The organism is Bacteroides sp. MSSM.1001136sp1_RTP21357st2_D2_RTP21359_211015, assembly GCF_040913205.1.
Taxonomy (GTDB): domain Bacteria; phylum Bacteroidota; class Bacteroidia; order Bacteroidales; family Bacteroidaceae; genus Bacteroides; species Bacteroides ovatus.
The window spans coordinates 1-22,681 of the sequence record NZ_JBDFVF010000016.1; the positions used below are offsets into that span (position 1 = coordinate 1).

Below are 22,681 nucleotides of genomic sequence, written 5' to 3' on the forward strand. Positions count from 1 at the left end.
TAACAAAGCCCGGGCTTGAGAAAGTCTGGGCTTTGCGCATAAAAAAAGGCTGTGTCAGCGTTTTGACACAACCTCTTCTTGATGTATAGTTATGTTATGATCATAATAACTTTTCAGGATGAGTTAGTTCTTCTACTAGCTCATATACAGTAGTACAAGGTTTGTGAGCTGCATAATCTGTTCCCGAAAATGATTCTCTTAAGCGTTGAGCATGTTTGATAGCTAATGATTCATCTCCTATACGTTGTAATATGTCGAAAGTTTCCGGTGATTTCTTTTTATATCGGTAGTTTGAATCATTTGTTCTATTTTGGATTTCCCTTTCTATTTTCTCAATGTATTGAGAACGGGATATGCCAGTATCCAAATATTGAAAATGTAGATAATACCAAAGTTCGAATGACTCATTAGACCATGCGCAAAGAATATGATTCTTTTTTGCAAGCTGTATGGCGTTATTGAAATCATTAAAGTCATCTTTATCAAAAACAGCCCATACCCTGTCAAACTCTTTATTTGATTTATCACGAATAGCTATGGTTTCTTTGATAAGACTGACTGTACCTTGTCCCTTACCTTCAATTGTAACTTCACGGATATCCGAATAACGGTCTTTTATTAAAGCCTTGAAATAGTTAGGTTCAGTTCTTTCACCTTCACATACGATAAGGAAACTAACAGATACATTGCGTATTGCTACTTTTCTTCTTTTATCCAGTTTTGCCTGTCTTTGTTCTCTTTTTATTTCCTCAAACCGATGTTTCGGCAGCAGTCTACTCATTGTGTATTAATCTTTAATATATGGAATTGCGCCATAACGTCCGTTGATATAATCTTTTTCAAAACTACGGTCTTTCCGAATTTTGTTTCCTTCCGGTTCTCTGAATTCTGCTAATGAATAGAGGTCGGTAGCTTCCGAATGATCTTTTTCCGTAAACCAAATCTGATCCCTACGGAATGTCTTTACATTCAGTAAATTAGTGTCGTGGGTAGCAAATATTAATTGAGCTCCCTTGGGATTTGTTTTGGGGTTATTAAAAAGTTTAATAATATGTTGAGTTAGCAGTGGGTGAAGCTTCGAATCGAGTTCGTCTACAACCAGTAGATCCCCTAACATCAATTGACTAATAACTAAGGCGGCCAAATCGAATAGTTTGTTAGTACCCGATGACTCATGTTCTTTCATGGAGAAGCGGGTTTCTCCAATGACTTCTCCCTGTTCATTATACAAATTATGTATGGTGTATGCTTTGATTTCTTTAGCCAACTTTTCATCTTCAGGAAGTTCAAATCTGTTAAACCCTACATTCATAGATTTCAAGAAGTCTTGAATCTCTTGTTGAAAGCTAAGATCCGGATTTTCAATATTACACATATCATTTGTAAATCCAGACCAAGATTCATGGTTAATGCCTGATATTATCCAAAAATTATCAATTTTGTAAATGATTTTTTTTGCAATTTCACCATTAAAAGAATCAATTGTCGATAAAAATAGTCCATTGTCACGTACCTTTTCTTCTAAACCTTTACCTTCATTATAATCGTCAGCTATTCCGATTCCTTCTTCCGTACGAACAAATAAGCATTTTTCCTTTTTCGCTTTTCCCTCTTTTGTATATAGCCATTCTTCATAAACTTTTTGATTATTTGCTGTGAAACCATATCTATATGCTACGTTATCTAGTAATAGTTCAATTTCAAAAAATGATGGTTCTTTGGCTGTTTCTTGATTTAATAAGAAAGGGGAAATTTTTAATTTGTCTGTAGAGTTTAATTTAGAAGAAGAATTGATAATCTTTTTAAATCTACCAATTGCCTTCAATAAATTACTTTTTCCACTTGAGTTAGCTCCATAAATAACAGCTGATGGAAGTAGTCTATATCCTTCTTTCTCTATAACAGATTCATTCAATTCCTTAATAGCGGTAGCTTCCATGCTCAAAACCTTTTTGTCTTTGAACGAACGATAGTTGCCTACTGTAAAATTGATTATCATATTGTTTTTATATTAAGTTGTCTATTCTATAGAACATGACAAAGATACGAATAGTTTTAGATAATTCTCTTAAAATGAGAGAAATTCTCATTTTAAGAGAGTAGAGTTGAGGTTGTGTGTTATTATGCCGTGTAAAAAGTAAGGGCGGCTCCCATCACGGAAGCCGCCCTTCTTATTTATTTAATTTCGAATAAATTCTTATTCCAGTCTACGAGAACCGTCGCCGATTACTACGTCATACACTTTCGGGCTTCTGCCGAATTTAGCTTTGAAAGCAGCTTTTGTTTTTTCAACGAAGTTGTCATACAACTCATCCTTAACAAGGTTGATCGTACAACCACCGAAGCCACCACCCATTACGCGTGAACCGGTTACACCGTATTCTTTAGCGCAGTCATTCAGGAAGTCGAGTTCTTCGCAGCTTACTTCGTACAGCTTGCTCATGCCGTGATGAGTTTCGTACATCTTCTGGCCAACAGTTTCGTAATCATCTTTCTCCAATGCCTCGCAAACATCGAGTACACGTTGGATTTCTTCGATTACATATTCTGCACGCATATAGTCTTCAGCGCTGATATCAGCTTTCGCTTCTTCTAGCATAGCCATTGTACAGTCGCGCAGGAATTCTACGTGCGGATGTTTTTTCTGGATAGCGGCAACAGCAGCTTCACAGCTTTGGCGACGCTTGTTATAAGCAGAAGAAGCCAATTCGTGTTTCACAACTGAATCCATCAGAACCAGACGATAACCTTCCGGATGGAATGGGAAATACTGATACTCCAGTGAACGGCAATCCAGACGGATCAAGCTACCAGCTTTACCGAATACGGAAGCAAACTGGTCCATAATACCGCAGTTCACACCACAGTAATTATGTTCTGTAGCCTGGCCAACTTTAGCCAATTCAAATTTATCTATTTTGTTTTCACCGAACAGTTCGTTCAATGCGAAAGCATACGTACTTTCCAAAGCAGCAGAAGAAGACATACCTGCACCCAGAGGTACATCACCTGCGAAAGCAGTATTGAATCCCTTCACATCAACGCCACGTTTAATCATTTCACGGCATACACCGAAAATATATCTTGCCCAGCTGGCGCGTGGAGCATCTTCTTCATTCAAACCAAATTCTACATAATCCTTCAAGTCGATAGAGTAAGCCTTTACTTTGTCAGTACCGTTAGGTTTGATTTCAGCAATCATCCCTTTGTCTACCGCTCCCGGAAAAACGAATCCACCGTTGTAGTCAGTGTGTTCACCGATCAGGTTGATACGGCCCGGAGAAGCATATAAAAATCCAGTAGTTCCGTCAAAGTGTTTAATGAATCGACTTCTTACGTATTCTGTATCCATGATATTTATATTTTAAAGGTGAATAAATTGAATTCTATTCTATGTGATTATTCCACAGGAATATCCTTATTTACATTCTTGCAACCTACCAAACCGTAGAACAACAGGTAAGCCAGAGCAGCGATAATCAACCAGTAGCTAGCCATATAACCTACAGAGTCAGAGATGCTTTGTTGGATCAACGGCAATACACCACCACCAACAACCATCATCATAAAGATTCCGGAAGCCTGTGCTGTATATTTTCCTAAGCCTTCTACTGCAAGGTTGAAGATACCACCCCACATTACAGAAGTACAAAGACCGCAAAGTACAAGGAACAAGGCACTTATAGGAACCTGTGCCATCATAAAGCCTTCGCCTACAGTGTAACCCGGCATTGAAACCGTTACATCTTTCGGAGTGAAGATAGCGATCAATACGAAAATGATAGCAGTAGCAGAAACAGCGATCAACTGTGCACGGCTGGAAACCTTACCACTGATAGCACTACTTGCAGTACGTCCCACAAGCATCAGCAACCAATAGATAGCAGCGATAGCACCACCGATAGCAGCACCGTTCATCATGATACCGGCACCTTTATCGCTTGAATCGGCAAGATAGAAGTTCAGTGTACCCGGGATACCAATTTCAATACCTACATAAATAAAGATACCGATTACACCCAGTAAAGTGTGACGGAAGCTCCATGGACTGTGAGAGAATTTTTCTTTCTTCACTCCACCTTTCTGAAGGTGTGGTTCAGGAATAGCAACAAATGAGATAACGATAAATGCAGCAACGAATACACCCATAGCAACGAAGAGCAGAGGAGCAACGTCAGACATAGCAGTACTTGAAGTAACAGTACCGATCAAAGCACCTACGAAAAGCGGAGTCAATGTACCAGACAAAGAATTAAGAGCTCCACCAGTTTGAATCAACTGGTTACCTTTGTTACCACCGCCACCGAGAAGGTTCAACATCGGGTTTACCACTGTGTTAAGCATACAAACGCAGAAACCGCAGATAAATGCACCAAGCAGATAGATTACAAAGTTTAATTTGATAACATACTCACCGAATGCGAATACTTCAGCACCTGCTCCGAATAAGCTGGAAAGATACTGTGTGAACAAACCGAGGAAACCTACTGCCATTGCAATCAAAGCAGTCTTCTTGTAACCGATCTTAACGAGCATGTTACCGGCAGGAATTCCCATAAACAGGTAAGCCAGGAAGTTCATCATATTTCCCATCATACCTAAAGTGTTCGAACCCGCATATTCATTTCTCCAGATTGTTCCGAATGGAGCAGCGAGGTTTGTTACGAAAGAGATCATCGCAAAGATGAAGAACATCGTGATAATTGCGACGAGATTACCGTTCTTTTTTTCTTGTGTCATGGTTCAAAAAAAATGTTAGTTTATAAAATTAGGTTAGTTATTTTTCAAATCTTATTCTTCTACCGTAAATTTGTAGACAGTGATCTGTTGGTATTCATCACCCGGCAGCAAGGTAGCCGATGGGAAATGAGGTTTGTTCGGAGTATCCGGAAAACACTGTGCTTCAAAGCAGATAGCGCTTCTGGCAGGGAATGTAGCTCCGTGTGCACCTTCAAATCCGTTGAGCCAGTTGCCCGTATAGAGTTGTACACCCGCTTCGGTGGTATATACTTCCATGATACGTCCGCTTTCCGGGTCCTTGCAAGTGGCAGCCAGGTCGAGCGAACCGCTTTCCATCTTGTTCAGTACATAACAGTGGTCATATCCTGCACCGAAAATCAGTTGCTGGAATTTGTCGTCGATACGTTCGCCTACAGTGTGTGGAGCACGGAAATCCATCGGAGTACCCTCTACTTTGGCAATTTCACCGGTAGGGATAGAAACTTCGTCGATAGGCGTATAGAAATCAGCGTTGATCGTAACGATGTGGTTGTTAACGGTAGGAGTAGGGTTGGAAATACCGGCGAGGTTGAAGAAACCGTGGTTAGTCAAGTTAACGACTGTAGCTTTGTCGGTGGTAGCGCGGTATTCGATAGTCAGTGCATTTACTTCATTTTCCAGGCGGTAAGTCATTTCCACTTCCAGATTGCCGGGGAATCCCTCTTCGCCGTCAGCAGAAACATAGTTGAATTGCACTGTGCTCTCATCAATCTGGACAGCATCCCAAACACGGGCGTGGAAACCGGTAGGTCCACCATGCAGAGAGTTAGGTCCGTTGTTAATCGTGAGTTCATGTTCTTCGCCGAACAAGGTGAATTTTCCTTTTGCGATACGGTTGCCGTAGCGTCCGATAGTAGTGCTTAGGAAAGGTTCCGGGCTGTTGATGACGTGGTCGATGCTGTCGTGTCCGAGGATTACATTAGCATACTTACCGTTTTTGTCCGGTACCATGATAGAAAGAATGGCGCATCCGTAATTGGTTACAGCTACTTCCATTCCCTTTGTGTTTTTGAGGATAAATAAATCAGTTTTCTTATCATTTATATCCTTTTGGAAATCTTTCCGGCTGAGCCCTGATAGATTCCCTTCTGTTGGGAATGTGTTATTCATGTCTGGTATTATTAAAAATTTCCTGCAAATAAAGGGAAATTCTTTCTTACTCACAAATTATTCCGACTAAATATGACAGGTGCTTTAGGAAAGTTTAGCTTTATTACTTCATCTTCTTTGGATGCAAGGACAAAAGATGATTTCTTAAATGAATTTTCATCCTCCTTTTCTTAAAAACTGAACTATTTTTTGTATGTTTGTTCCCGGATTGTAACAATCCGAGCGAATTTAATCTAAGTTTATAACAAGAAAAACAAAAATGTATCCATTAAAATTCGAACCTATTCTGAAGCAGACGCTTTGGGGGGGCGACAAAATTATTCCGTTCAAGCATTTGAATTCAGACTTGAAAGGAGTAGGAGAAAGCTGGGAGATTTCCGGTGTTGAGAACAATGAATCCGTAGTGGCTAATGGCCCGGATAAAGGTTTAACCTTGGCCGATATGGTAAGAAAGTATCGTGAGGAACTGGTTGGTGAAGCGAATTATGCCCGTTTCGGCAATAAATTCCCACTGCTCATTAAGTTCATCGACGCCAAACAGGATTTGTCAATCCAGGTACACCCAACAGATGAGTTGGCGAAGAAACGCCACAATTCGATGGGAAAAACCGAGATGTGGTATGTGGTAGATGCCGACAAAGGAGCTAAATTGCGTTCAGGATTCTCTGAACAGATTACCCCGAAAGAATATAAAGAACGCGTGTTGAACAATACGATTACCGACGTATTGCAGGAATATGAAATTCATCCGGGTGATGTATTCTTCCTTCCTGCCGGACGTGTGCACAGCATCGGGGCAGGTTCTTTCATCGCCGAGATTCAGCAAACTTCTGATATAACTTATCGTATCTACGATTTCAACCGTAAAGATGCGAATGGTAAAACCCGCGAACTTCACACCGATTTAGCCCGTGAAGCCATCAACTACGAAGTATTGGATGACTATCGTACTAAATACGAACCGTTGAAGGACGAACCGGTAGAACTGGTTGCCTGCACTTACTTCACGACTTCTCTGTATGACATGACTGAAGAAATCAGTTGTGACTATTCCGAACTCGATTCATTCGTGATCTTTATCTGTATGGAAGGATCATGTACAATGAGAGACAATGAAGGTAATGAACTGACTGTTAGTGCAGGAGAATCTATCCTGTTGCCTGCTACCACGCAAGATGTCACTATCACTCCCGAAGGAGGAAGTGTGAAATTGCTGGAAACATACGTATAAGATAATAGCGTACAAAATGAAGGTCATCCGACTTTGTTTCATCCTCATGATGGGCAAAGGCGGATGACTTTTTTTATTACTAATAGAATAAAAACGGCAAAAAACTCTTTAACTATATTTATTAAAAAGTTTATCTGGAACACACAAAAAGATTCGTTCTTTTGCCGCTAGCCAAATGGCATAATATATAAAATAACTAGTGATGTAATGAGGAACAAAAATGGATTTAGCCGATGTGCAGAGTTCTACATCGGCCGTTTGCGAAAGGAGGGACGCTATTCTACGGCGCATGTCTACAAGAATGCTCTCTTCTCTTTCAGCAAGTTTTGCGGCACGCTCAATGTGTCGTTCAGACAAGTCACCCGGGAAAGTTTACGACGCTACGGGCAGTATCTTTATGAGTGTGGCTTGAAACCCAACACGATCTCTACGTATATGCGTATGCTTCGTAGTATTTATAACCGGGGAGTAGAAGCGGGCATTGCGCCTTATGTGCCGCGACTGTTTCATGATGTTTATACCGGTGTCGATGTTCGCCAGAAGAAGGCCCTGCCTGCTGTCGAATTGCATAAGCTTCTGTATGAGGACCCCAAATCGGAGCGTTTGCGTCGTACACAGGCTATTGCTGCTCTGATGTTCCAGTTTTGTGGAATGTCGTTCGCTGATCTGGCTCACCTGGAGAAATCGGCTTTGGAACAGAATGTGTTGCGATACAACCGTATCAAAACTAAAACCCCGATGAGTGTGGAAGTACTTGATACAGCCAGTGAAATGATTAACCAGCTTCGCAATAGGGAAGATGCACAACCCGATTGTCCGGATTATCTGTTTGACATCCTTAGCGGCGATCAAAAACGTCTGGATGAAAGAGGGTACCGGGAATATCAGTCCGCTCTTCGCCAATTCAATAATTGTTTGAAGGACTTGGCAAGAGCCTTGCATTTGCAATCTCCAGTCACTTCCTATACACTTCGCCATTCTTGGGCAACGACAGCGAAGTATCGGGGAGTACCTATTGAAATGATTAGTGAATCATTGGGCCATAAATCTATAAAAACCACACAAATCTATTTGAAAGGCTTTGGACTTAAAGAACGTACAGAGGTAAATAAAGGGAATTTATCTTACATTAAAAACTGTTGTGTAGGCAGGGCAAAAAGTGCAAAGTATTAGTATTCAGAACTAAAGTATGTGTGTTACTTCTTAGGTAACGGAACTTAAATTTGACGCAAAGATAGACAAAAACATAAATAGTAAGCAAATATTCTTCCACTTTTTTTCGTTTTATCTGAAATATAGGAAAAAAACTATCCGAACATGAAATAACTTTATTTTCATGTTCTAAACTTTTTATTGCCTAATCTCTGGATTTTTCCTGTTGAGTATTAGGCAGTTCCTTTCTTGTGCCCTATTCCTATATGTGATTTCCATTTTTATAGAGACGCGCGCCTTGTGTGTGTATTGTCCGTTACCTAAGAAGTAACGGAATAACATGGGGTAAAAAAACATGATTTTAACAAAACCAAAATCACTTAGTGCTGGGCCTAGCGATGGGACAGGGGAAGGCGTAGCACACTCTAAACGCTGGTATGTTGCTCTGGTTCGTATGCACCACGAGAAGAAGGTAGCCGAACGTTTAGACAAAATGGGGATCGAGAATTTCGTCCCTGTCCAACAAGAAATTCATCAGTGGAGTGACCGTCGCAAAATAGTTGAGTCTGTTCTTCTTCCAATGATGGTATTTGTGCACGTAAATCCGAAAGAACGCAAAGAAGTTCTGGGTTTTTCTACAGTTAGCCGTTATATGGTGATGCGTGGTGAGAGCTCTCCGGCGGTAATTCCTGATGAGCAGATGGCTCGTTTTCGTTTTATGCTCGACTATTCCGAGGAAGCTATTTGTATGAACAGCTCTCCTTTGGCACGTGGTGAGAAAGTCCGTGTTGTGAAAGGACCTCTGACCGGGCTGGTTGGTGAACTGGTCAATGTCGATGGCAAAAGCAAGATTGCCGTCCGGCTGAATATGCTGGGATGCGCTTGCGTTAATATGCCTATTGGTTATGTCGAGGCTGTCTGCGAGAAAAACTAATCCCGTCATCATTTATCCACCATTTACATGAATACGAAATTATCCGGTGCTTTTGCACTGATATTCTTTTTCTTCTTTCTCTCGGCTTGCCAGTCCTATAAGAAAGTACCTTACTTGCAGGATGCGGAGATTTTGAAACAGGCGAATACGCAAGTTGCGCCTGTTCAGGACGCGAGGCTGATACCGGGTGATGAAGTTTCCATTCTTGTTTCCACTTCCGATCCGGTTGTTTCGCAGCCTTTCAATGCGCAAGGCAGTACGTTTCTATTGGACGATCAGGGAAATATCAATTATCCGGTTTTAGGTAAACTTCCTTTGAACGGTTTAACAAGTCGTGAAGCTGAAAACCTGATAACGGATAGACTGAAATCTTACGTGAAAGAAAGACCTACGGTAGTAGTCCGTATGTCCGGCTTTAAAGTTTCAGTTTTGGGCGAAGTGGCCTCTCCCGGTGTTTATCCGGTAGTGAATGAGCAGATCAATGTGCTCGAGGCACTTGCCATGGCAGGAGATTTGACTATTTATGGTGTTCGTGATAATGTAAAACTAATCCGCGAAGACAGGAATGGGCATAAACAGTTTGTTACACTCAATCTGAACGACGCGGATTTGTTATTATCTCCTTACTATCAGTTGCAACAGAATGACATCCTGTATGTCACTCCTAATAAAACCAAAGCGCAGAGCGCAGACATCGGAACAAGTACGACGATGTGGGTTTCGGGATTTTCCATTCTGGTATCTATTGCCAGTTTGCTGGTCAATATACTTAGATAATACCATCTAATTCCCGGTACTCCTCCGTACAATTAAAACACGGACACTCCTTCATCGGATTCAAATCATGATGGCCTACAATCAACGTCTTAGGAAATATTTTCCTCAATTCGCGGAGCAGACCGAGCAAAGAAGCCCGTTGTGCCAATGTACGCGTGTCTTTGGGACGTCCCGCCATATCCAGCCCTCCTTCGTAACAAATACCTATCGAATGGGTGTTATGGTCACGGCAGTGTGCCCCGACCTTTTCCAGAGGACGGCCTTGGTAGATTTCTCCATCCCGGGTGATGTAGAAATGATAGCCGATGTCACGGAATCTCCGGTGAAGGATATGATCTTGACGGCAAGCCTCCGCCGAAAGGGACTTTCCTTCCGGCGTGGCACTGCAATGAATGATAATCAGAGTGATGGTACGCATAAGGCTACATACAGCTCTGTACTCCGATCAGACCTCCGATAGCGGTGGCAACGGTGATAATCACTTTGATGATGAAGCTCCATACGGAGCGGGGAGAAGATGAATTACTCATGATGTTACTTTTTTAAAGATTAAAAATAAAGTATTTAGGATTAAGCAGCCGGATCAGGCGCTTCACCGCCACCATCCGGTTTCGGATCAGGGGTATCACCCGAATCAGAACCTCCTCCGGCAGTTGTTGGTTTCTGATATTCGGCCTGCTGTTTCAACTGGCTGTCGAGTTTCAGGTTGGTGGTTGACAAATTACCGGTAGCACGGGCTTTCAGACGCATACCAGTGATGTTTTTCTCCAATGAGAAATCTTCCAGCGTATCAGCTGCCTTACTGCGGATGCCCACACCAAAGATGGCAAGGTCGTCGATTTTCACACATTTGCCGTCGAGCAGCAGTTCCTTGATGCAGTCTACCATGTCGGAAAGCACACCTTTGATGACACCACCGGAATACGGTGAATTGTGTTTTGACATGTGTTCGGCAAGCTTAGCCAAATCAAATGTTTCGTCGCTTACCGCACGGGCGAACCACTTGCCTGCATTCAGGCCTTTTTGCTGTTGGTTTTGATAAATTTTGTAACGAATCATAAAACAATAAATTAAAGGGTTAAACATTGTGCCCGGGGGATTCTTTTCCCTTTCGACGATACAAAGATACAACCCTGAAACCCGCAGAAATCAATAGTCTACAGTTGCACGCGATTGTTGTCAATTATGCGCAGTAACGGTCGGTTATTCAATGGAAAAACGTAGGATATGTGAATATGTTTTGTTGTTTTTGTAATTGTAAATCAGAAACTTATTCATCATGAACGAATTCAAAATACGCGCCTACGGTCGCATGGAACTGGCTCAACTTTATTCTCCGGAACTAACTGACATTGCTGCATATCGAAAGATGAAGAAATGGATCTCTTTATGTCCCGGACTTCTGCAACGCCTGTACGACTTAGGTTACGAATCAAAGCGTCGTTCATTCACCCCGTTGGAGGTGAGAGTGATTGTAGATGCCTTGGGAGAACCTTAGAAGAGCGGAGAAGTAAAGCACCGCTTTAGCAATCGTAAAGCTATGCTTTACCACCTCTAAAGCGCCGCTTTAGGATTCATGAAACGTCTTGTTGTTATATAAATGCAAAGAATGCACTTTTTCCGAGGGCTCCCTAACACACGCACACATGCGTGCGCGTATAAACGCCTTTATCGTCTGTATTGATAAGCAATCCTTTTTTTATCAGACGGTTCAGCCAGCTAAGAGCAGTGTTAGGTTTGATTTTCATCTTTTCAGCCTGCTCCAACAACTGTGTGCGGGTGAACTGGTTGCCCATCATTTCAAAAAGTGCATCCCGGTCGGCATTGGCTCTATGTTTGACCTCTGTGGAAGGAAGAAAAGACAAGATATGTGTTGCATGACGATAGAGCGGAGTTACAAGTTCCAGCACCGCATGGAAATCTTCAGCGGTGATTGTCACATCCCAACGGGTGATAATGCCGTCTTTGATATTATCGGCGGCAATCTCCTTGTCAGGAGTCAGCAGAGGGGCGGAAGAACCCTTGAACTGATAAGGCTGGTCGCATTCCAGTGCACGTATCATAGCTATTTCTGCCATGATGCGGCACGTATTGACAGCCAGACGGGCTATGGAACTGCTCATTTCGTTATCGTTGGCAAGTCCCGAACGGAAAAAAAGATCGGCAAAGAGGGCATTGAACTCTTGCTTTTGCTCATCAGTGAGCCGGAGCGTATGAAGCCCGTGTGCTTTCATCAGGTCCAGTTGCTTTTTCCATTCCAGGCCTATGCCTGTGAAGATGGCTTCCAGATCGGTTTCGCCACTTTCAAACTGGTTGATCCATGTCCATATACCGTGCATATAATAAAACAGTTGGCGCGAGAAAAGACCGTTCTCTGTCGAGGGAATGAGTGGTTTTACTTGTGCGGGTGTGCCGGAAAGCAGGAGGGAGAGATAGCTTTTCTTTACCTCCCGGTATTCCTGGTCGGTGCGCCGGTTGTACGACAGGCGGTCGTGGTCGAATGCTTTGCGGAGTGTATCGCTCCAGTGTCCGTATTCAGAACCGATAGCAGCGGAGATGGTATCCGCTTCGGTTTCGCAGATAAGTCCTGTGCCGTTGGCATCCATGATATTTTGCAGAATACCTGTTCCGGTGTTATTGCCCGAGATGAGAAACATTTTATTCTTGGGCATTTGAGGAGCTTCCACTTTGCAGCGCTCCTTTCCCATGGTATCATAGGCGGCTTTCTCTTTTTTGTAGGCCTTGACCTCTTCCGCTACTTTTTGGCGGATCTCGTCATGAATAGGCTCTACAAGCAGCCGGATGAACAAAAGAATTCCCTTACCCGAGGCGGAAGGGGCTACAATAAAACTTTGCAGGTAAGGAGACTGGAGTTTGCCGGCGTATGGACATCTCACATATCGCTCCATGCTGGCACCTATGGCGGTCAATGCTCCGAGCAGCATGACATCGCGTTGTGTGGGGCTGGTGGCATAACTCATGATGAGCAACAGGATTTTCGGCCAGTTCGCTTCGGTGAAAGAGGGCAATGGCTGGTTCGGGTCACTCCCGTCCTGCAGTTCTTCGGATTCGTCCGGTTCTTCATTGTCCACCTTATTATATACATGCGTGTGTGTGAGATTTTTGGACGGTGCATTTCCTGCATTTTTTGCATTTTTCCGGTGGTTCATCACTCCCTCTTTGCAGAGAGTTACACCCGCCCTTTCAGCAAGATGGAATGCAGTGCCCAGATGGACATCTCCATGCCGGGTAGTAAGTGCATTGGAGAATATCCGTTCGGCATGTTCCCGTTCGTACTTGGCAGACACCCGGCACAACCGATGGAAAAACTCGCGTCCCGCTTCTCCGCAATCCGTTGCGATGGCGAACGCCAGTTGTACATATTCAGCATACGTAGGGGCAATATCCGCTCCTGCAGTTTCAACCGCCTCACAGAGGCGGCATAACGATTCAATATCAGTCATTATTTTGATTTTTGATTTATAATTTATGGTTATTCGTTGGTCTAAATAATGCTCCCGGGTCATGGCAAAGGAAGCAGGATCTCACAATGTCTTTACCGGAAAAGTCCACGCCTTTTTTCTTTTCTCCGAAAGGAGAAGGTGTTCCTGTACCATAGATCATCACCGTGTATAACATTGCTAACCTCATTTTTTCCGTAATACAGTTTACGTCATCGGCCATGGGTAAATGATTATAGGGTATGAAGGCTTTTACGCCTCGTCCGCTAGGACTGATAAACGTGAGCACAGGGTGGAGAAGAGGATCATTGAACAACGTCTTACGCATCTCCACTGCTTCCTGATAGGAGGTGAGATAGTCTATATCTACTACTGTTAGGAGGGAAGGATCTATGAGGCATTTGCTGCTGCGACGCGAGAATGTACCACAGGGAGTCACGTATGGTAATAGTGATGCTTTTGCCGTTCGTATATCTTCGGAGTTGCGTACTTGTTCGGTCAGAACTTTGAGATTCTCGTTGCAGGTAATCATTTGAAAGACTTGCTCTACGGAGACTTCGCAGCAGGGAATGAGCGTAGGAGGAGTAACTAATTGTCCGTGTTCGTCTTTAATGGGCGCAATGGGAGGCATGAAATAAGACATTCTAAAATCGTTTGTCATAATGTATCTAATTATTTGATTATCGCCTTGAATTTTCAAAACGCGGGGCGAAAGTAGGAATAGCTTTTAAATCAACTGTTCTGACATATCAGAACAGTTATAGGTAGAATCATGTATTATTTAATAACTTTAACAATTAACAGAATTACAAAAATGAAAAAGTACTCTCATGTAGCACTCGGTCTTTTCATCGCCGAGCAGTTTAAGAAAGCAGGTGTGAAGATAGCTCCCATGTGTACTGAAATAGGCTTGGGCAAAGCTGTCTACTATGCAAAGGTTATAAAAGGGGAGACGTTCGTTTAAGCCATTTCACCCGTCTTTTGGCTTACTTTTATGACTATCATACCAAAGAGGAATTTCGAGCCAAAGCAATTGAATGGGTCGATCGTTATATCGATTATCGTGAGAAACACGGGTGATGGGAAAGAAATTTAATCAATTGATAATAAAATAATGCAGGAAGTCCAACGTTTCAATAAAGTCCTAAAATCTTTTGTCCTTCTAGGGGATATCATCTTATTGAACTTGCTGTTATGGATGGTTACTTCGATTTGGGAAAACCGGTCTCCATTTGAGTATTCAATGCCTCTTCTCCAGAACATGGCTCTGATGACTTTATGTTATCTAGTTTGCAACATCCGTTCAGGAGTGATCCTTCATCGTCCGGTGGTTCGCCCGGAACAAATAATGCTTCGGGTGGCCCGGAATATGATTCCTTTTGTCTTGATAGTCTTTGGGCTTTCATACATATTCCATTTTGAATGTGTCAATCTGCGTCAGTTGGGGATATTTTATGTAGTTCTCATTATCGTTATCATTTCCTATCGTCTGACGTTCCGATCTATTCTGGAACTTTATCGCAAAAGTGGGAAAAATGTTCGAAAGGTAGTGTTGGTGGGTAGCCATGAAAATATGCAGGAACTTTACCATTCCATGACAGATGATCCGACATCCGGGTATCGTGTATTGGGATATTTTGAAGATTTTCCGTCAGACCGCTATCCTATGAATATAGCATATTTGGGACAGCCGTGTGAAGCTGTTGATTATTTGACCCGTAATGCGGGAAAGGTGGACCAGCTCTATTGTAGCCTTCCTTCCGCCCGTAGTACTGAAATAGTGCCGATTATCAACTATTGTGAGAACCATCTGATTCGCTTCTTCAGCGTCCCCAATGTCCGGAACTATTTGAAACGGAGAATGTATTTTGAAATGTTAGGTAATGTCCCGGTACTTTCTATCCGTCGTGAGCCACTTGAGTTATTGGAAAATCGTATTGTGAAACGTGGCTTTGATATTATTTGCTCGTTACTGTTCCTTTGTACCCTTTTCCCGATTATATATATCATTGTGGGACTGGCTATAAAGATAAGTTCTCCTGGACCTGTCTTTTTCAAACAGAAACGAAGCGGTGAGGATGGTCGTGAATTTTGGTGCTATAAGTTTCGTTCGATGCGGGTGAATGCTCTAAGTGATACACTTCAGGCTACAGAACATGATCCTCGTAAAACCCGAATCGGTGATCTGATTCGTAAGACGAATGTGGATGAACTTCCTCAATTTATTAATGTACTGAAAGGGGATATGTCTTTAGTGGGTCCCCGTCCGCACATGTTGAAGCACACAGAAGAATATTCCCATTTAATAAATAAATATATGGTTCGTCATTTTGTGAAACCGGGTATTACAGGCTGGGCACAGGTGACAGGTTTTCGTGGAGAAACGAAGGAGCTTTGGCAGATGGAAGGACGTGTGCAACGTGACATCTGGTATATCGAGCATTGGACGTTCATTCTGGACTTATATATCATGTATAAGACTGTGTGTAATGTCATCCGCGGGGATAAAGAGGCTTATTAGGTGAGGAATTGGAAATTGAGTAAAAATTAAATCAATAGTTGTAAAATTACATGAGTAGGTGGTTATGAGAAAACTGAAACGATTGACTTTGGGTGTGTTACTTGCTTTTTTGCTGGTATCCTGCCAATCATATAAGAAAGTACCTTATTTGCAGGATACGGCTTTTGTGAATGATACAGAACAGAGTGTTCGTCAGACAGGTGTGAAGGTTATGCCCAAGGATTTGTTGACGATTGCCGTATCTTGTTCTACTCCGGAACTGGCTGCACCTTTTAATCTGGTAAATTCGGGTACTGCTAGTGGAACGGAGGGAAAGACGGTAGGACAAGGAACTGCATCATCTGCTCTACAGCAATATTTAGTAGATAATCAAGGGAATATCAACTTTCCAGTATTGGGCGAGATTCATGTAGGTGGATTGACTAAACTGGAGATAGAAAATCTGATTATAGATAAGTTGAAGGTTTATTTGAAAGAAGCGCCGCTTGTAACTGTGCGTATTGTTAATTATCGGATTTCGGTATTGGGAGAGGTTACTAAGCCAGGAAGCTTTGTAGTCTCTAACGAAAAGATTAATTTGCTGGAAGCGCTCGCTATGGCAGGTGATTTGACTATTTATGGTATGCGCGATAATGTGAAATTAATCCGGACAGGACAAGATAATAAGCAGGAAATTATTACTATGGACTTGAATAAAGCTGAAACGGTATTGTCTCCTTATTATCAGTTGCAGCAGAATGATATAATTTATGTGACACCTAATAAGACTAAGGCGAAGAATTCGGATGTTGGAACTAGTACAGGATTGTGGTTCTCTGGTATTTCTATTTTGGTTTCATTAGCCACTCTTTTAGTAACAATATTAAAATAATCTACAATAAGCGAACAGTAATGAAAGAAAACTCGTACGACAATAATATGAATGAACTGGATGAAGAAAAAGTAAATTATCAGGAGCTTTTCTTTAAGTATATAATTCACTGGCCTTGGTTTGTAGCTTCCGTTTTGGCTTGTTTGATTGGTGCCTGGGTATATTTGCATTTTCAGACTCCTGTGTATCAGGTTTCAGCTTCTATCATGATTAAGGATGATAAAAAAGGCGGCGGCAATACCACTGATTTGGAAAGTCTCGGATTAGGTGGAATGATTACTTCTACCCAGAGTATTGATAATGAGATTGAAGTGTTACGCTCCAAAACGATACTGAAAGAAGTTGTTAATAATCTGGAACTTTATATAACTTATTATGATGAGGATGAGTTCCCTAAAAAAGAGCTATATAAGACCTCTCCGGTAATCGTGAATCTGACTACCCAAGAGGCTGATAAACTTCCAGGCATAGCTTTGATTGACATGAAACTTGCCCCTGAAGGTGGTTTGGATGTAAATTTGAAAGTGGGCTTGAGTGAATATGCTAAACATTTTGATAGACTTCCGGCTGTGTTACCTACCGATGCAGGTACCTTTGGATTTACATTGAAAGATTCCTTGTCAAATGGTAAGATAGAAGGGCAGGATGTAGTACGGAATATCAGCGCTGTAGTCAGCCAGCCGTTTGTAGTGGCAAAAGGATATCAGTGGTCATTAAATATAGAACCCACCTCAAAAACAACTTCTGTAGCGGTTATTTCGCTTATGAATACGAATATGCAACGAGGACAGGACTTTATCAATAAGTTGATAGAGATGTATAATCGTAATACAAATAACGATAAGAATGAGGTTGCTGAAAAGACAAGGGAGTTTATCAATGAACGTATTAAGATTATTGATGAAGAACTGGGAAGTACGGAAGATAAACTGGAAGTGTTTAAAAGAAATGCGGGCTTGACAGATATTAGTAGTGATGCTCAATTGGCTGTATCAGGAAATGCTGAATACGAAAGAAAACGTGTAGAAAATGGTACTCAGATAAATTTGGTTCGTGATCTTGCTAAATATATCAATAATCCGTCGAATGAGTATGAAGTATTGCCCGGTAATATAGGTTTGTCTGATGACGGATTAACCACTCAGATAGACCGTTACAATGAATTGATTATCGAACGCAAGCGTTTGCTTCGCACTTCTACGGAAAGTAATCCGATGATTGTAAATTTGGACACAAGCATCCGTGCCATGAAAGCGAATGTTCAGGCTGCTATTAATGGAACTTTGCAAGGCTTATTTATCGTTAAGGCTGATTTGGATCGTGAGGCCAGTCGTTTTTCCCGTCGTATTAGTGATGCTCCAGGACAGGAACGTCAGTATGTAAGTATCGCACGTCAGCAAGAAATCAAGGCGGGACTTTATCTGATGCTTTTACAGAAACGCGAAGAGAATGCCATCACTTTAGCTGCTACTGCCAACAATGCAAAGATTATTGATGAACCGGTAACTGATGGAGGTCCGGTATCTCCGAAGCCTAAAATGATTTATATGATTGCTCTGGTGCTGGGAGTAGGGCTGCCTGTGGGTATCATTTTCCTGATTGGTTTGACTAAATTCAAGATAGAAGGTCGTGGCGATGTGGAGAAATTGACTCGCCTGCCTATTGTAGGTGATGTGCCGTTAACAGAAGAAAGGAACGGTTCCATTGCTGTATTTGAAAATCAGAATACTTTAATGAGTGAAACTTTCCGTAATGTCCGTACCAACCTTCAGTTTATGCTTAAGAACGATCAGAAGGTAATTCTGGTGACTTCTACGGTCAGCGGCGAAGGTAAATCATTCATTTCTTCAAATCTTGCGATCAGCCTTTCTCTATTGGGAAAGAAAGTGGTGATTGTGGGTCTTGATATTCGTAAGCCCGGTTTGAATAAAGTTTTCAATATCCCTCGCAAAGAACAGGGGATTACTCAATATCTGTCGAATCCGGAAAAGGATTTGATGGCTTTTGTTCAGCCTTCGGATGTTAGCAAGAATCTGTATATTCTTCTTGGTGGAACTGTTCCTCCTAATCCTACGGAATTATTGGCCCGTGATGGTTTGGATAAGGCGATTGAAACATTGAAAAAGAATTTTGATTATGTGATTTTGGATACAGCTCCGGTTGGTATGGTGACTGATACTTTGCTTATAGGTCGTGTAGCTGACTTGTCGGTATATGTATGTCGTGCTGACTATACTCGGAAAGCTGAATTTACCTTGATTAATGAATTGGCTGATAGTAATAAGTTACCTAATCTTTGTACGGTCATTAATGGTCTTGATCTTCAAAAGAAGAAATATGGTTATTACTATGGGTATGGTAAGTATGGCAAATATTATGGCTATGGCAAACGTTATGGTTATGGCTATGGCTATGGAGAACATAAAGTAAAAGATGAATAATTTCAGTGTATGGGGATATACAATTGGCTAGAGAGTAATATTTATTTTAGTCAAAATATAACGTGTAACGGGTTTTTTGATCACCCCGAGGAGTATTTAGTTGTTTGAAGCCCTTCCTTGTTATAAGTAATTTATAGATCTAGTAGAATTTTGGCAACAATTTTAAACATGGTGGAGACGAGAACTGAAAAGAGTGTTAGAAATGCGAAAGTAGCTTTAATTTTTTATCTGGTACAGATATTATTGGGCTTTTTTTCTAGAAAAGCATTTTTTGATTACTTAGGTAGTGAAATATTAGGATTAAATACAACTGTTGCAAATTTATTAGGATTTTTGAATCTAGCAGAACTTGGGATAGGAACTTCAGTTGGTTATTTTCTGTATAAGCCTTTATTTGAAAAAGATCATGAGAAAATTAATGAAATAGTCTCTTTACAAGGATGGCTCTATAGAAAGATTGCGTATTTTATGCTAGGAGTTTCTGCTATTTTAATGGTATTCTTTCCATTGATATTTGCTAAGTCTCCATTATCTCTGTGGTATTCTTATTCTACTTTTGGGGTTTTGCTATTTAGTTCAATGTTGGGCTATTTTTTTAATTATAGGCAAATAGTTCTTAACGCAGATCAGAAAGGATATAAAATTCAGATAGTTGTACAAGGATTTGTGGTTGTTAAAACTATAATCCAAATTTTAGGTATCACCTACAGTGCATTTCCATATGTGTTTTGGATAGTTGTTGAACTTCTCTCGGCAGTCATTACGTCTTTTTTATTACATAGATTATTAAAGAAGGAATATTCATGGCTAAAGGGAAATGTTGCATGTGGGAAGAGCTATTTAAAGAAATATCCAGAGGTATTGAAAAAAACCAAACAAGCATTTTTTCATAAAATGGGTGGAGTCATTTTATCACAATCAAGTCCCTTGGTTATTTATGCGTTCACAAGTTTATCCATTGTTGCTTTATATGGTAATTATCTATTGATTGTGTCAAAAGTTGGAGCTCTTATGGGTGCAATATTCAACAGTACAGGAGCTGCAGTGGGAAATTTGGTTGCTAGTAATGATAGAAAGAGAATCATAGATGTTTTTTGGGAATTAAGCGATTCCAGAATGTGTATTAGTACAATCTGTATTCTTTGTTTATTCTATCTTACTAATCCGTTGATAACATTATGGTTAGGTGCTAATTATTGTTTAGGAAAGGATTTTCTTTTATTATTTATAATATTAACCAGTATTAGTATGCTACGAACTACTGTAGACAGTTACATTTATGCATATGGTCTGTTTCAAGATGTATGGGCTCCTGTATTAGAAGCTGTTTTAAATTTGGGATTATCAATCTGTTTAGGATACTTTTGGTCTCTAAATGGAATTGTATTAGGGATAATACTCAGCCAAATGATAATAATTTTGATATGGAAGCCTTATTTTCTTTTCGTAAAGGGGATAGAAGTAGAAGCTAGTAAATATTTTGTTCCAACCATTTTTAGATATGCTGGTATATTTTTTTTATTTGTAGTTACATATTTTATCTTTGATTACTTACAGATAGAGACTATAAGTAATTTGAAGCAATTAATTATTAGTTCATTATATGTATTTCTTATTTGTACTGTATTAACTTTTGGCGTTTTTTATCTATTGTTTCATGGAACAAGAGATTTTGTAAGTAGACTAGTAACGATGTTCAAACGAAATAATTCTTAATAATATACAGTGAAGCCTAAAATATCTGTTATTATACCTGTATACAACGTGGAGAACTATCTCAATTATTGTATAGATAGTATACTTTTACAAACTTTTACAAACTTTGAGCTACTGCTTATTGATGATGGTAGCTTAGATCGCTCTAGTATTATTTGTGATGAGTACGCAGAGAAAGATGTTCGCGTTCGTGCATTTCATAAAACAAATGGTGGGGTAAGTTCAGCCCGAAATTTAGGTATTGAATTATCCTTGGGAGAATGGATTGTTTTTATCGATTCAGATGACGTTATTGGTGCCGATTATTTAAGGAATTTCAATATAGACGAATACCCTAATAAAGATCTTTATCTAATTAAGGGTTTTGAAAAGGGAGGGGATAAAAAAATCTTTTTTTCAAATGCTCCTACTGACCTCATAACTGTTGAAGATGCTATTACAGGTTTGATTGGAGTTAATGGACTTTGCCTGGCTGTATGGGGGAAGATGTTTAAAAAAACAATATTGAATAAATATAAAATTCGTTTTGTTGATAAATTATCTTTTTGTGAAGATCTTATTTTTTGCTTTAATTATTTTAAACATATTAATACGGTCTATGTATCTGATGATTGTAGCTATTATTATAGGCAGATAGAAAATTCATTGTCGAATAAAATTATCGACTATAGAACCGTGTACAAAGCTCTAAAGCTACATTCTATAGATTATATCTATTTTCAAGAAAGATATTCTGACAATTTTATTATCAACAATTACTTTGCGTCTTTTATCTTAGCTTCAGGTGTACTTAGGATTATTGAACAGATAATGAATGAGGTTTCAATATCGGTGAAAGAAAAGAAAAAAATAATAGCAGATTGTAGAAAATTGATAAAACAGGTAGTGTCACCGTCTAAATATATTAAACTACCTATAAAACAAGAAATAAAACTATTTGCTATCATGCATTTACCGTACAGTGGACTTGAACTATTATATAAAATGAAATGAAAATCTTCGGATTTTATAAGTGATCCTTTTTGATAATATTTGTAGAACGAATCATATTAGATAAATATAATATTTATTAGGTACTTAGTTTAGCGAATGAATTATTAGATGATGATGAAAAATCACAGTAAACTCGGGGCAATGGCTGTACAGCGATGGGTGTATATTAAATACTTTTGTGCGTTATCAGTAGTTGTTTGCCACTTGTGTAAACTGATATATCTTGGTCCTGTATTTTCACAGTTTTTTGATTTTGGTACGTATGCGGTAGCTGTATTTTTCTTTCTTTCGGGATATGGATTAACATATTCTTGTATTTATAAGAAAAATTATTTGAAAGACTTTTTAAAGAAGAGGCTTTTGAAGATCTTTTTTAATTTATTTTATAGCAACATTGTTATGGGTAGTTCTCTCGCCCCTTTCTATTCATAAAATAATACACACATATGAGGTGTGGCAGATATTGTCTGTTTATCCCATTCTCCCATATGGCTGGTATTTTGTTGTTTTGATGTTTTTATATCTCATTTTATCTCTCCATAAAATGGAAACGTTCTGTCTTGATTTATATTATATTGATAATTGGTTATATAGTATGTTTCCTATTTGAAGTAGGTGAATGGGTATATATGACATCGCCTTGTTTTGCATTAGGTGTATGGTATGCAGAAAATGAAAGTCGCTTTTCTGTATTC

General features: G+C 40.2%; 22 protein-coding genes. 12 read left to right on the plus strand and 10 right to left on the minus strand.

Annotation, left to right across the window (positions count from 1 at the left end; translation table 11 throughout):
- Positions 1-100: 100 nt before the first annotated feature.
- The 5 genes from AB5217_RS11660 to AB5217_RS11680 form a co-directional block, all read right to left on the minus strand.
- Positions 101-781, minus strand: coding sequence for an RloB family protein (locus tag AB5217_RS11660; protein ID WP_004307298.1), 681 nt, complete (start codon positions 779-781; stop codon positions 101-103).
- A 6-nt stretch (positions 782-787) separates the two neighbouring features.
- Complete coding sequence (locus AB5217_RS11665) at positions 788-1,939, minus strand: AAA family ATPase (RefSeq protein ID WP_229065835.1); 1,152 nt, start codon at positions 1,937-1,939, stop codon at positions 788-790.
- A gap of 258 nt (positions 1,940-2,197) precedes the next feature.
- On the minus strand, positions 2,198-3,352 hold the full coding sequence (galK, locus tag AB5217_RS11670) for a galactokinase (RefSeq protein ID WP_004314127.1): 1,155 nt from the start codon (positions 3,350-3,352) through the stop codon (positions 2,198-2,200).
- 47 nt (positions 3,353-3,399) lie between these two features.
- Complete coding sequence (locus AB5217_RS11675) at positions 3,400-4,740, minus strand: MFS transporter (RefSeq protein ID WP_008644046.1); 1,341 nt, start codon at positions 4,738-4,740, stop codon at positions 3,400-3,402.
- A gap of 51 nt (positions 4,741-4,791) precedes the next feature.
- Entirely contained in the window at positions 4,792-5,889 is a 1,098-nt protein-coding gene (locus AB5217_RS11680; RefSeq protein WP_004307294.1) for an aldose epimerase family protein, read from the minus strand.
- A gap of 259 nt (positions 5,890-6,148) precedes the next feature.
- On the opposite strand from AB5217_RS11680, the gene AB5217_RS11685 reads away from it, so the two are divergent.
- The 4 genes from AB5217_RS11685 to AB5217_RS11700 all read left to right on the plus strand — a co-directional run bounded on the left by AB5217_RS11685 (position 6,149) and on the right by AB5217_RS11700 (position 9,983).
- Positions 6,149-7,120, plus strand: a complete 972-nt coding sequence (locus tag AB5217_RS11685) for a type I phosphomannose isomerase catalytic subunit (RefSeq protein ID WP_004309166.1) — start codon at positions 6,149-6,151, stop codon at positions 7,118-7,120.
- A 207-nt stretch (positions 7,121-7,327) separates the two neighbouring features.
- Positions 7,328-8,293 (plus strand): tyrosine-type DNA invertase cluster 3b, encoded by a 966-nt coding sequence (locus AB5217_RS11690; protein WP_008644049.1) that lies wholly within the window; start codon positions 7,328-7,330, stop codon positions 8,291-8,293.
- Between the two features lie 334 nt (positions 8,294-8,627).
- On the plus strand, positions 8,628-9,206 hold the full coding sequence (locus AB5217_RS11695) for a UpxY family transcription antiterminator (protein WP_008644051.1): 579 nt from the start codon (positions 8,628-8,630) through the stop codon (positions 9,204-9,206).
- 27 nt (positions 9,207-9,233) lie between these two features.
- On the plus strand, positions 9,234-9,983 hold the full coding sequence (locus tag AB5217_RS11700) for a polysaccharide biosynthesis/export family protein (RefSeq protein WP_004309163.1): 750 nt from the start codon (positions 9,234-9,236) through the stop codon (positions 9,981-9,983).
- On the opposite strand, the gene AB5217_RS11705 is transcribed toward AB5217_RS11700, so the two are convergent.
- From AB5217_RS11705 to AB5217_RS11715, 3 genes are read right to left on the minus strand one after another with little or no spacing between them, the layout of a single operon-like run.
- Entirely contained in the window at positions 9,976-10,401 is a 426-nt protein-coding gene (locus AB5217_RS11705) for an N-acetylmuramoyl-L-alanine amidase (protein ID WP_004309162.1), read from the minus strand. The two genes, AB5217_RS11700 and AB5217_RS11705, sit on opposite strands and share 8 nt — an antisense overlap.
- 4 nt (positions 10,402-10,405) lie before the next feature.
- Positions 10,406-10,513 (minus strand): smalltalk protein, encoded by a 108-nt coding sequence (locus AB5217_RS11710; protein ID WP_004297473.1) that lies wholly within the window; start codon positions 10,511-10,513, stop codon positions 10,406-10,408.
- A 40-nt stretch (positions 10,514-10,553) separates the two neighbouring features.
- Positions 10,554-11,042, minus strand: a complete 489-nt coding sequence (locus tag AB5217_RS11715; RefSeq protein ID WP_004307288.1) for a DNA-binding protein — start codon at positions 11,040-11,042, stop codon at positions 10,554-10,556.
- A 220-nt stretch (positions 11,043-11,262) separates the two neighbouring features.
- On the opposite strand from AB5217_RS11715, the gene AB5217_RS11720 reads away from it, so the two are divergent.
- Entirely contained in the window at positions 11,263-11,481 is a 219-nt protein-coding gene (locus AB5217_RS11720; RefSeq protein ID WP_004297475.1) for a DUF4248 domain-containing protein, read from the plus strand.
- A 133-nt stretch (positions 11,482-11,614) separates the two neighbouring features.
- Here the strand turns inward: AB5217_RS11720 and AB5217_RS11725 are convergent, their stop codons facing one another.
- Complete coding sequence (locus AB5217_RS11725) at positions 11,615-13,447, minus strand: DUF3987 domain-containing protein (RefSeq protein WP_032845499.1); 1,833 nt, start codon at positions 13,445-13,447, stop codon at positions 11,615-11,617.
- Between the two features lie 16 nt (positions 13,448-13,463).
- A complete protein-coding gene (locus AB5217_RS11730; protein WP_032845501.1) occupies positions 13,464-14,105 on the minus strand; it encodes a BT4734/BF3469 family protein in 642 nt (213 codons plus the stop codon).
- A gap of 153 nt (positions 14,106-14,258) precedes the next feature.
- On the opposite strand from AB5217_RS11730, the gene AB5217_RS11735 reads away from it, so the two are divergent.
- From AB5217_RS11735 to AB5217_RS11765, 7 genes are all read left to right on the plus strand, one after another.
- Positions 14,259-14,408 carry a hypothetical protein gene (locus AB5217_RS11735; protein WP_008644058.1) on the plus strand — a complete coding sequence of 50 codons (150 nt, stop codon included), beginning with the start codon at positions 14,259-14,261 and terminating at the stop codon, positions 14,406-14,408.
- Positions 14,409-14,558: 150 nt separating this feature from the next.
- Complete coding sequence (locus tag AB5217_RS11740) at positions 14,559-15,965, plus strand: undecaprenyl-phosphate glucose phosphotransferase (RefSeq protein WP_008644059.1); 1,407 nt, start codon at positions 14,559-14,561, stop codon at positions 15,963-15,965.
- A gap of 58 nt (positions 15,966-16,023) precedes the next feature.
- A complete protein-coding gene (locus tag AB5217_RS11745; protein ID WP_008644062.1) occupies positions 16,024-16,836 on the plus strand; it encodes a polysaccharide biosynthesis/export family protein in 813 nt (270 codons plus the stop codon).
- 20 nt (positions 16,837-16,856) lie between these two features.
- A complete protein-coding gene (locus AB5217_RS11750; protein ID WP_008644064.1) occupies positions 16,857-19,277 on the plus strand; it encodes a GumC family protein in 2,421 nt (806 codons plus the stop codon).
- Between the two features lie 150 nt (positions 19,278-19,427).
- Positions 19,428-20,993 carry a lipopolysaccharide biosynthesis protein gene (locus AB5217_RS11755; protein WP_229115837.1) on the plus strand — a complete coding sequence of 522 codons (1,566 nt, stop codon included), beginning with the start codon at positions 19,428-19,430 and terminating at the stop codon, positions 20,991-20,993.
- 9 nt (positions 20,994-21,002) lie between these two features.
- Positions 21,003-21,986: a glycosyltransferase family 2 protein gene (locus AB5217_RS11760; RefSeq protein ID WP_004307280.1), complete on the plus strand. Its 984-nt coding sequence runs from the start codon at positions 21,003-21,005 to the stop codon at positions 21,984-21,986.
- Between the two features lie 141 nt (positions 21,987-22,127).
- Positions 22,128-22,418: an acyltransferase family protein gene (locus AB5217_RS11765; RefSeq protein ID WP_008644068.1), complete on the plus strand. Its 291-nt coding sequence runs from the start codon at positions 22,128-22,130 to the stop codon at positions 22,416-22,418.
- The last annotated feature ends 263 nt before the right edge of the window (positions 22,419-22,681 follow it).

Excerpts from the sequence above, each read along its gene's own strand:
- AB5217_RS11660 (WP_004307298.1), bottom strand. The coding sequence starts at position 781 with ATGAGTAGACTGCTGCCGAAACATCGGTTTGAGGAAATAAAAAGAGAA.
- AB5217_RS11665 (WP_229065835.1), bottom strand. The coding sequence starts at position 1,939 with ATGGAAGCTACCGCTATTAAGGAATTGAATGAATCTGTTATAGAGAAA.
- galK (WP_004314127.1), bottom strand. The coding sequence starts at position 3,352 with ATGGATACAGAATACGTAAGAAGTCGATTCATTAAACACTTTGACGGA.
- AB5217_RS11675 (WP_008644046.1), bottom strand. The coding sequence starts at position 4,740 with ATGACACAAGAAAAAAAGAACGGTAATCTCGTCGCAATTATCACGATG.
- AB5217_RS11680 (WP_004307294.1), bottom strand. The coding sequence starts at position 5,889 with ATGAATAACACATTCCCAACAGAAGGGAATCTATCAGGGCTCAGCCGG.
- AB5217_RS11685 (WP_004309166.1), top strand. The coding sequence starts at position 6,149 with ATGTATCCATTAAAATTCGAACCTATTCTGAAGCAGACGCTTTGGGGG.
- AB5217_RS11690 (WP_008644049.1), top strand. The coding sequence starts at position 7,328 with ATGAGGAACAAAAATGGATTTAGCCGATGTGCAGAGTTCTACATCGGC.
- AB5217_RS11695 (WP_008644051.1), top strand. The coding sequence starts at position 8,628 with ATGATTTTAACAAAACCAAAATCACTTAGTGCTGGGCCTAGCGATGGG.
- AB5217_RS11700 (WP_004309163.1), top strand. The coding sequence starts at position 9,234 with ATGAATACGAAATTATCCGGTGCTTTTGCACTGATATTCTTTTTCTTC.
- AB5217_RS11705 (WP_004309162.1), bottom strand. The coding sequence starts at position 10,401 with ATGCGTACCATCACTCTGATTATCATTCATTGCAGTGCCACGCCGGAA.
- AB5217_RS11710 (WP_004297473.1), bottom strand. The coding sequence starts at position 10,513 with ATGAGTAATTCATCTTCTCCCCGCTCCGTATGGAGCTTCATCATCAAA.
- AB5217_RS11715 (WP_004307288.1), bottom strand. The coding sequence starts at position 11,042 with ATGATTCGTTACAAAATTTATCAAAACCAACAGCAAAAAGGCCTGAAT.
- AB5217_RS11720 (WP_004297475.1), top strand. The coding sequence starts at position 11,263 with ATGAACGAATTCAAAATACGCGCCTACGGTCGCATGGAACTGGCTCAA.
- AB5217_RS11725 (WP_032845499.1), bottom strand. The coding sequence starts at position 13,447 with ATGACTGATATTGAATCGTTATGCCGCCTCTGTGAGGCGGTTGAAACT.
- AB5217_RS11730 (WP_032845501.1), bottom strand. The coding sequence starts at position 14,105 with ATGACAAACGATTTTAGAATGTCTTATTTCATGCCTCCCATTGCGCCC.
- AB5217_RS11735 (WP_008644058.1), top strand. The coding sequence starts at position 14,259 with ATGAAAAAGTACTCTCATGTAGCACTCGGTCTTTTCATCGCCGAGCAG.
- AB5217_RS11740 (WP_008644059.1), top strand. The coding sequence starts at position 14,559 with ATGCAGGAAGTCCAACGTTTCAATAAAGTCCTAAAATCTTTTGTCCTT.
- AB5217_RS11750 (WP_008644064.1), top strand. The coding sequence starts at position 16,857 with ATGAAAGAAAACTCGTACGACAATAATATGAATGAACTGGATGAAGAA.
- AB5217_RS11765 (WP_008644068.1), top strand. The coding sequence starts at position 22,128 with ATGGCTGTACAGCGATGGGTGTATATTAAATACTTTTGTGCGTTATCA.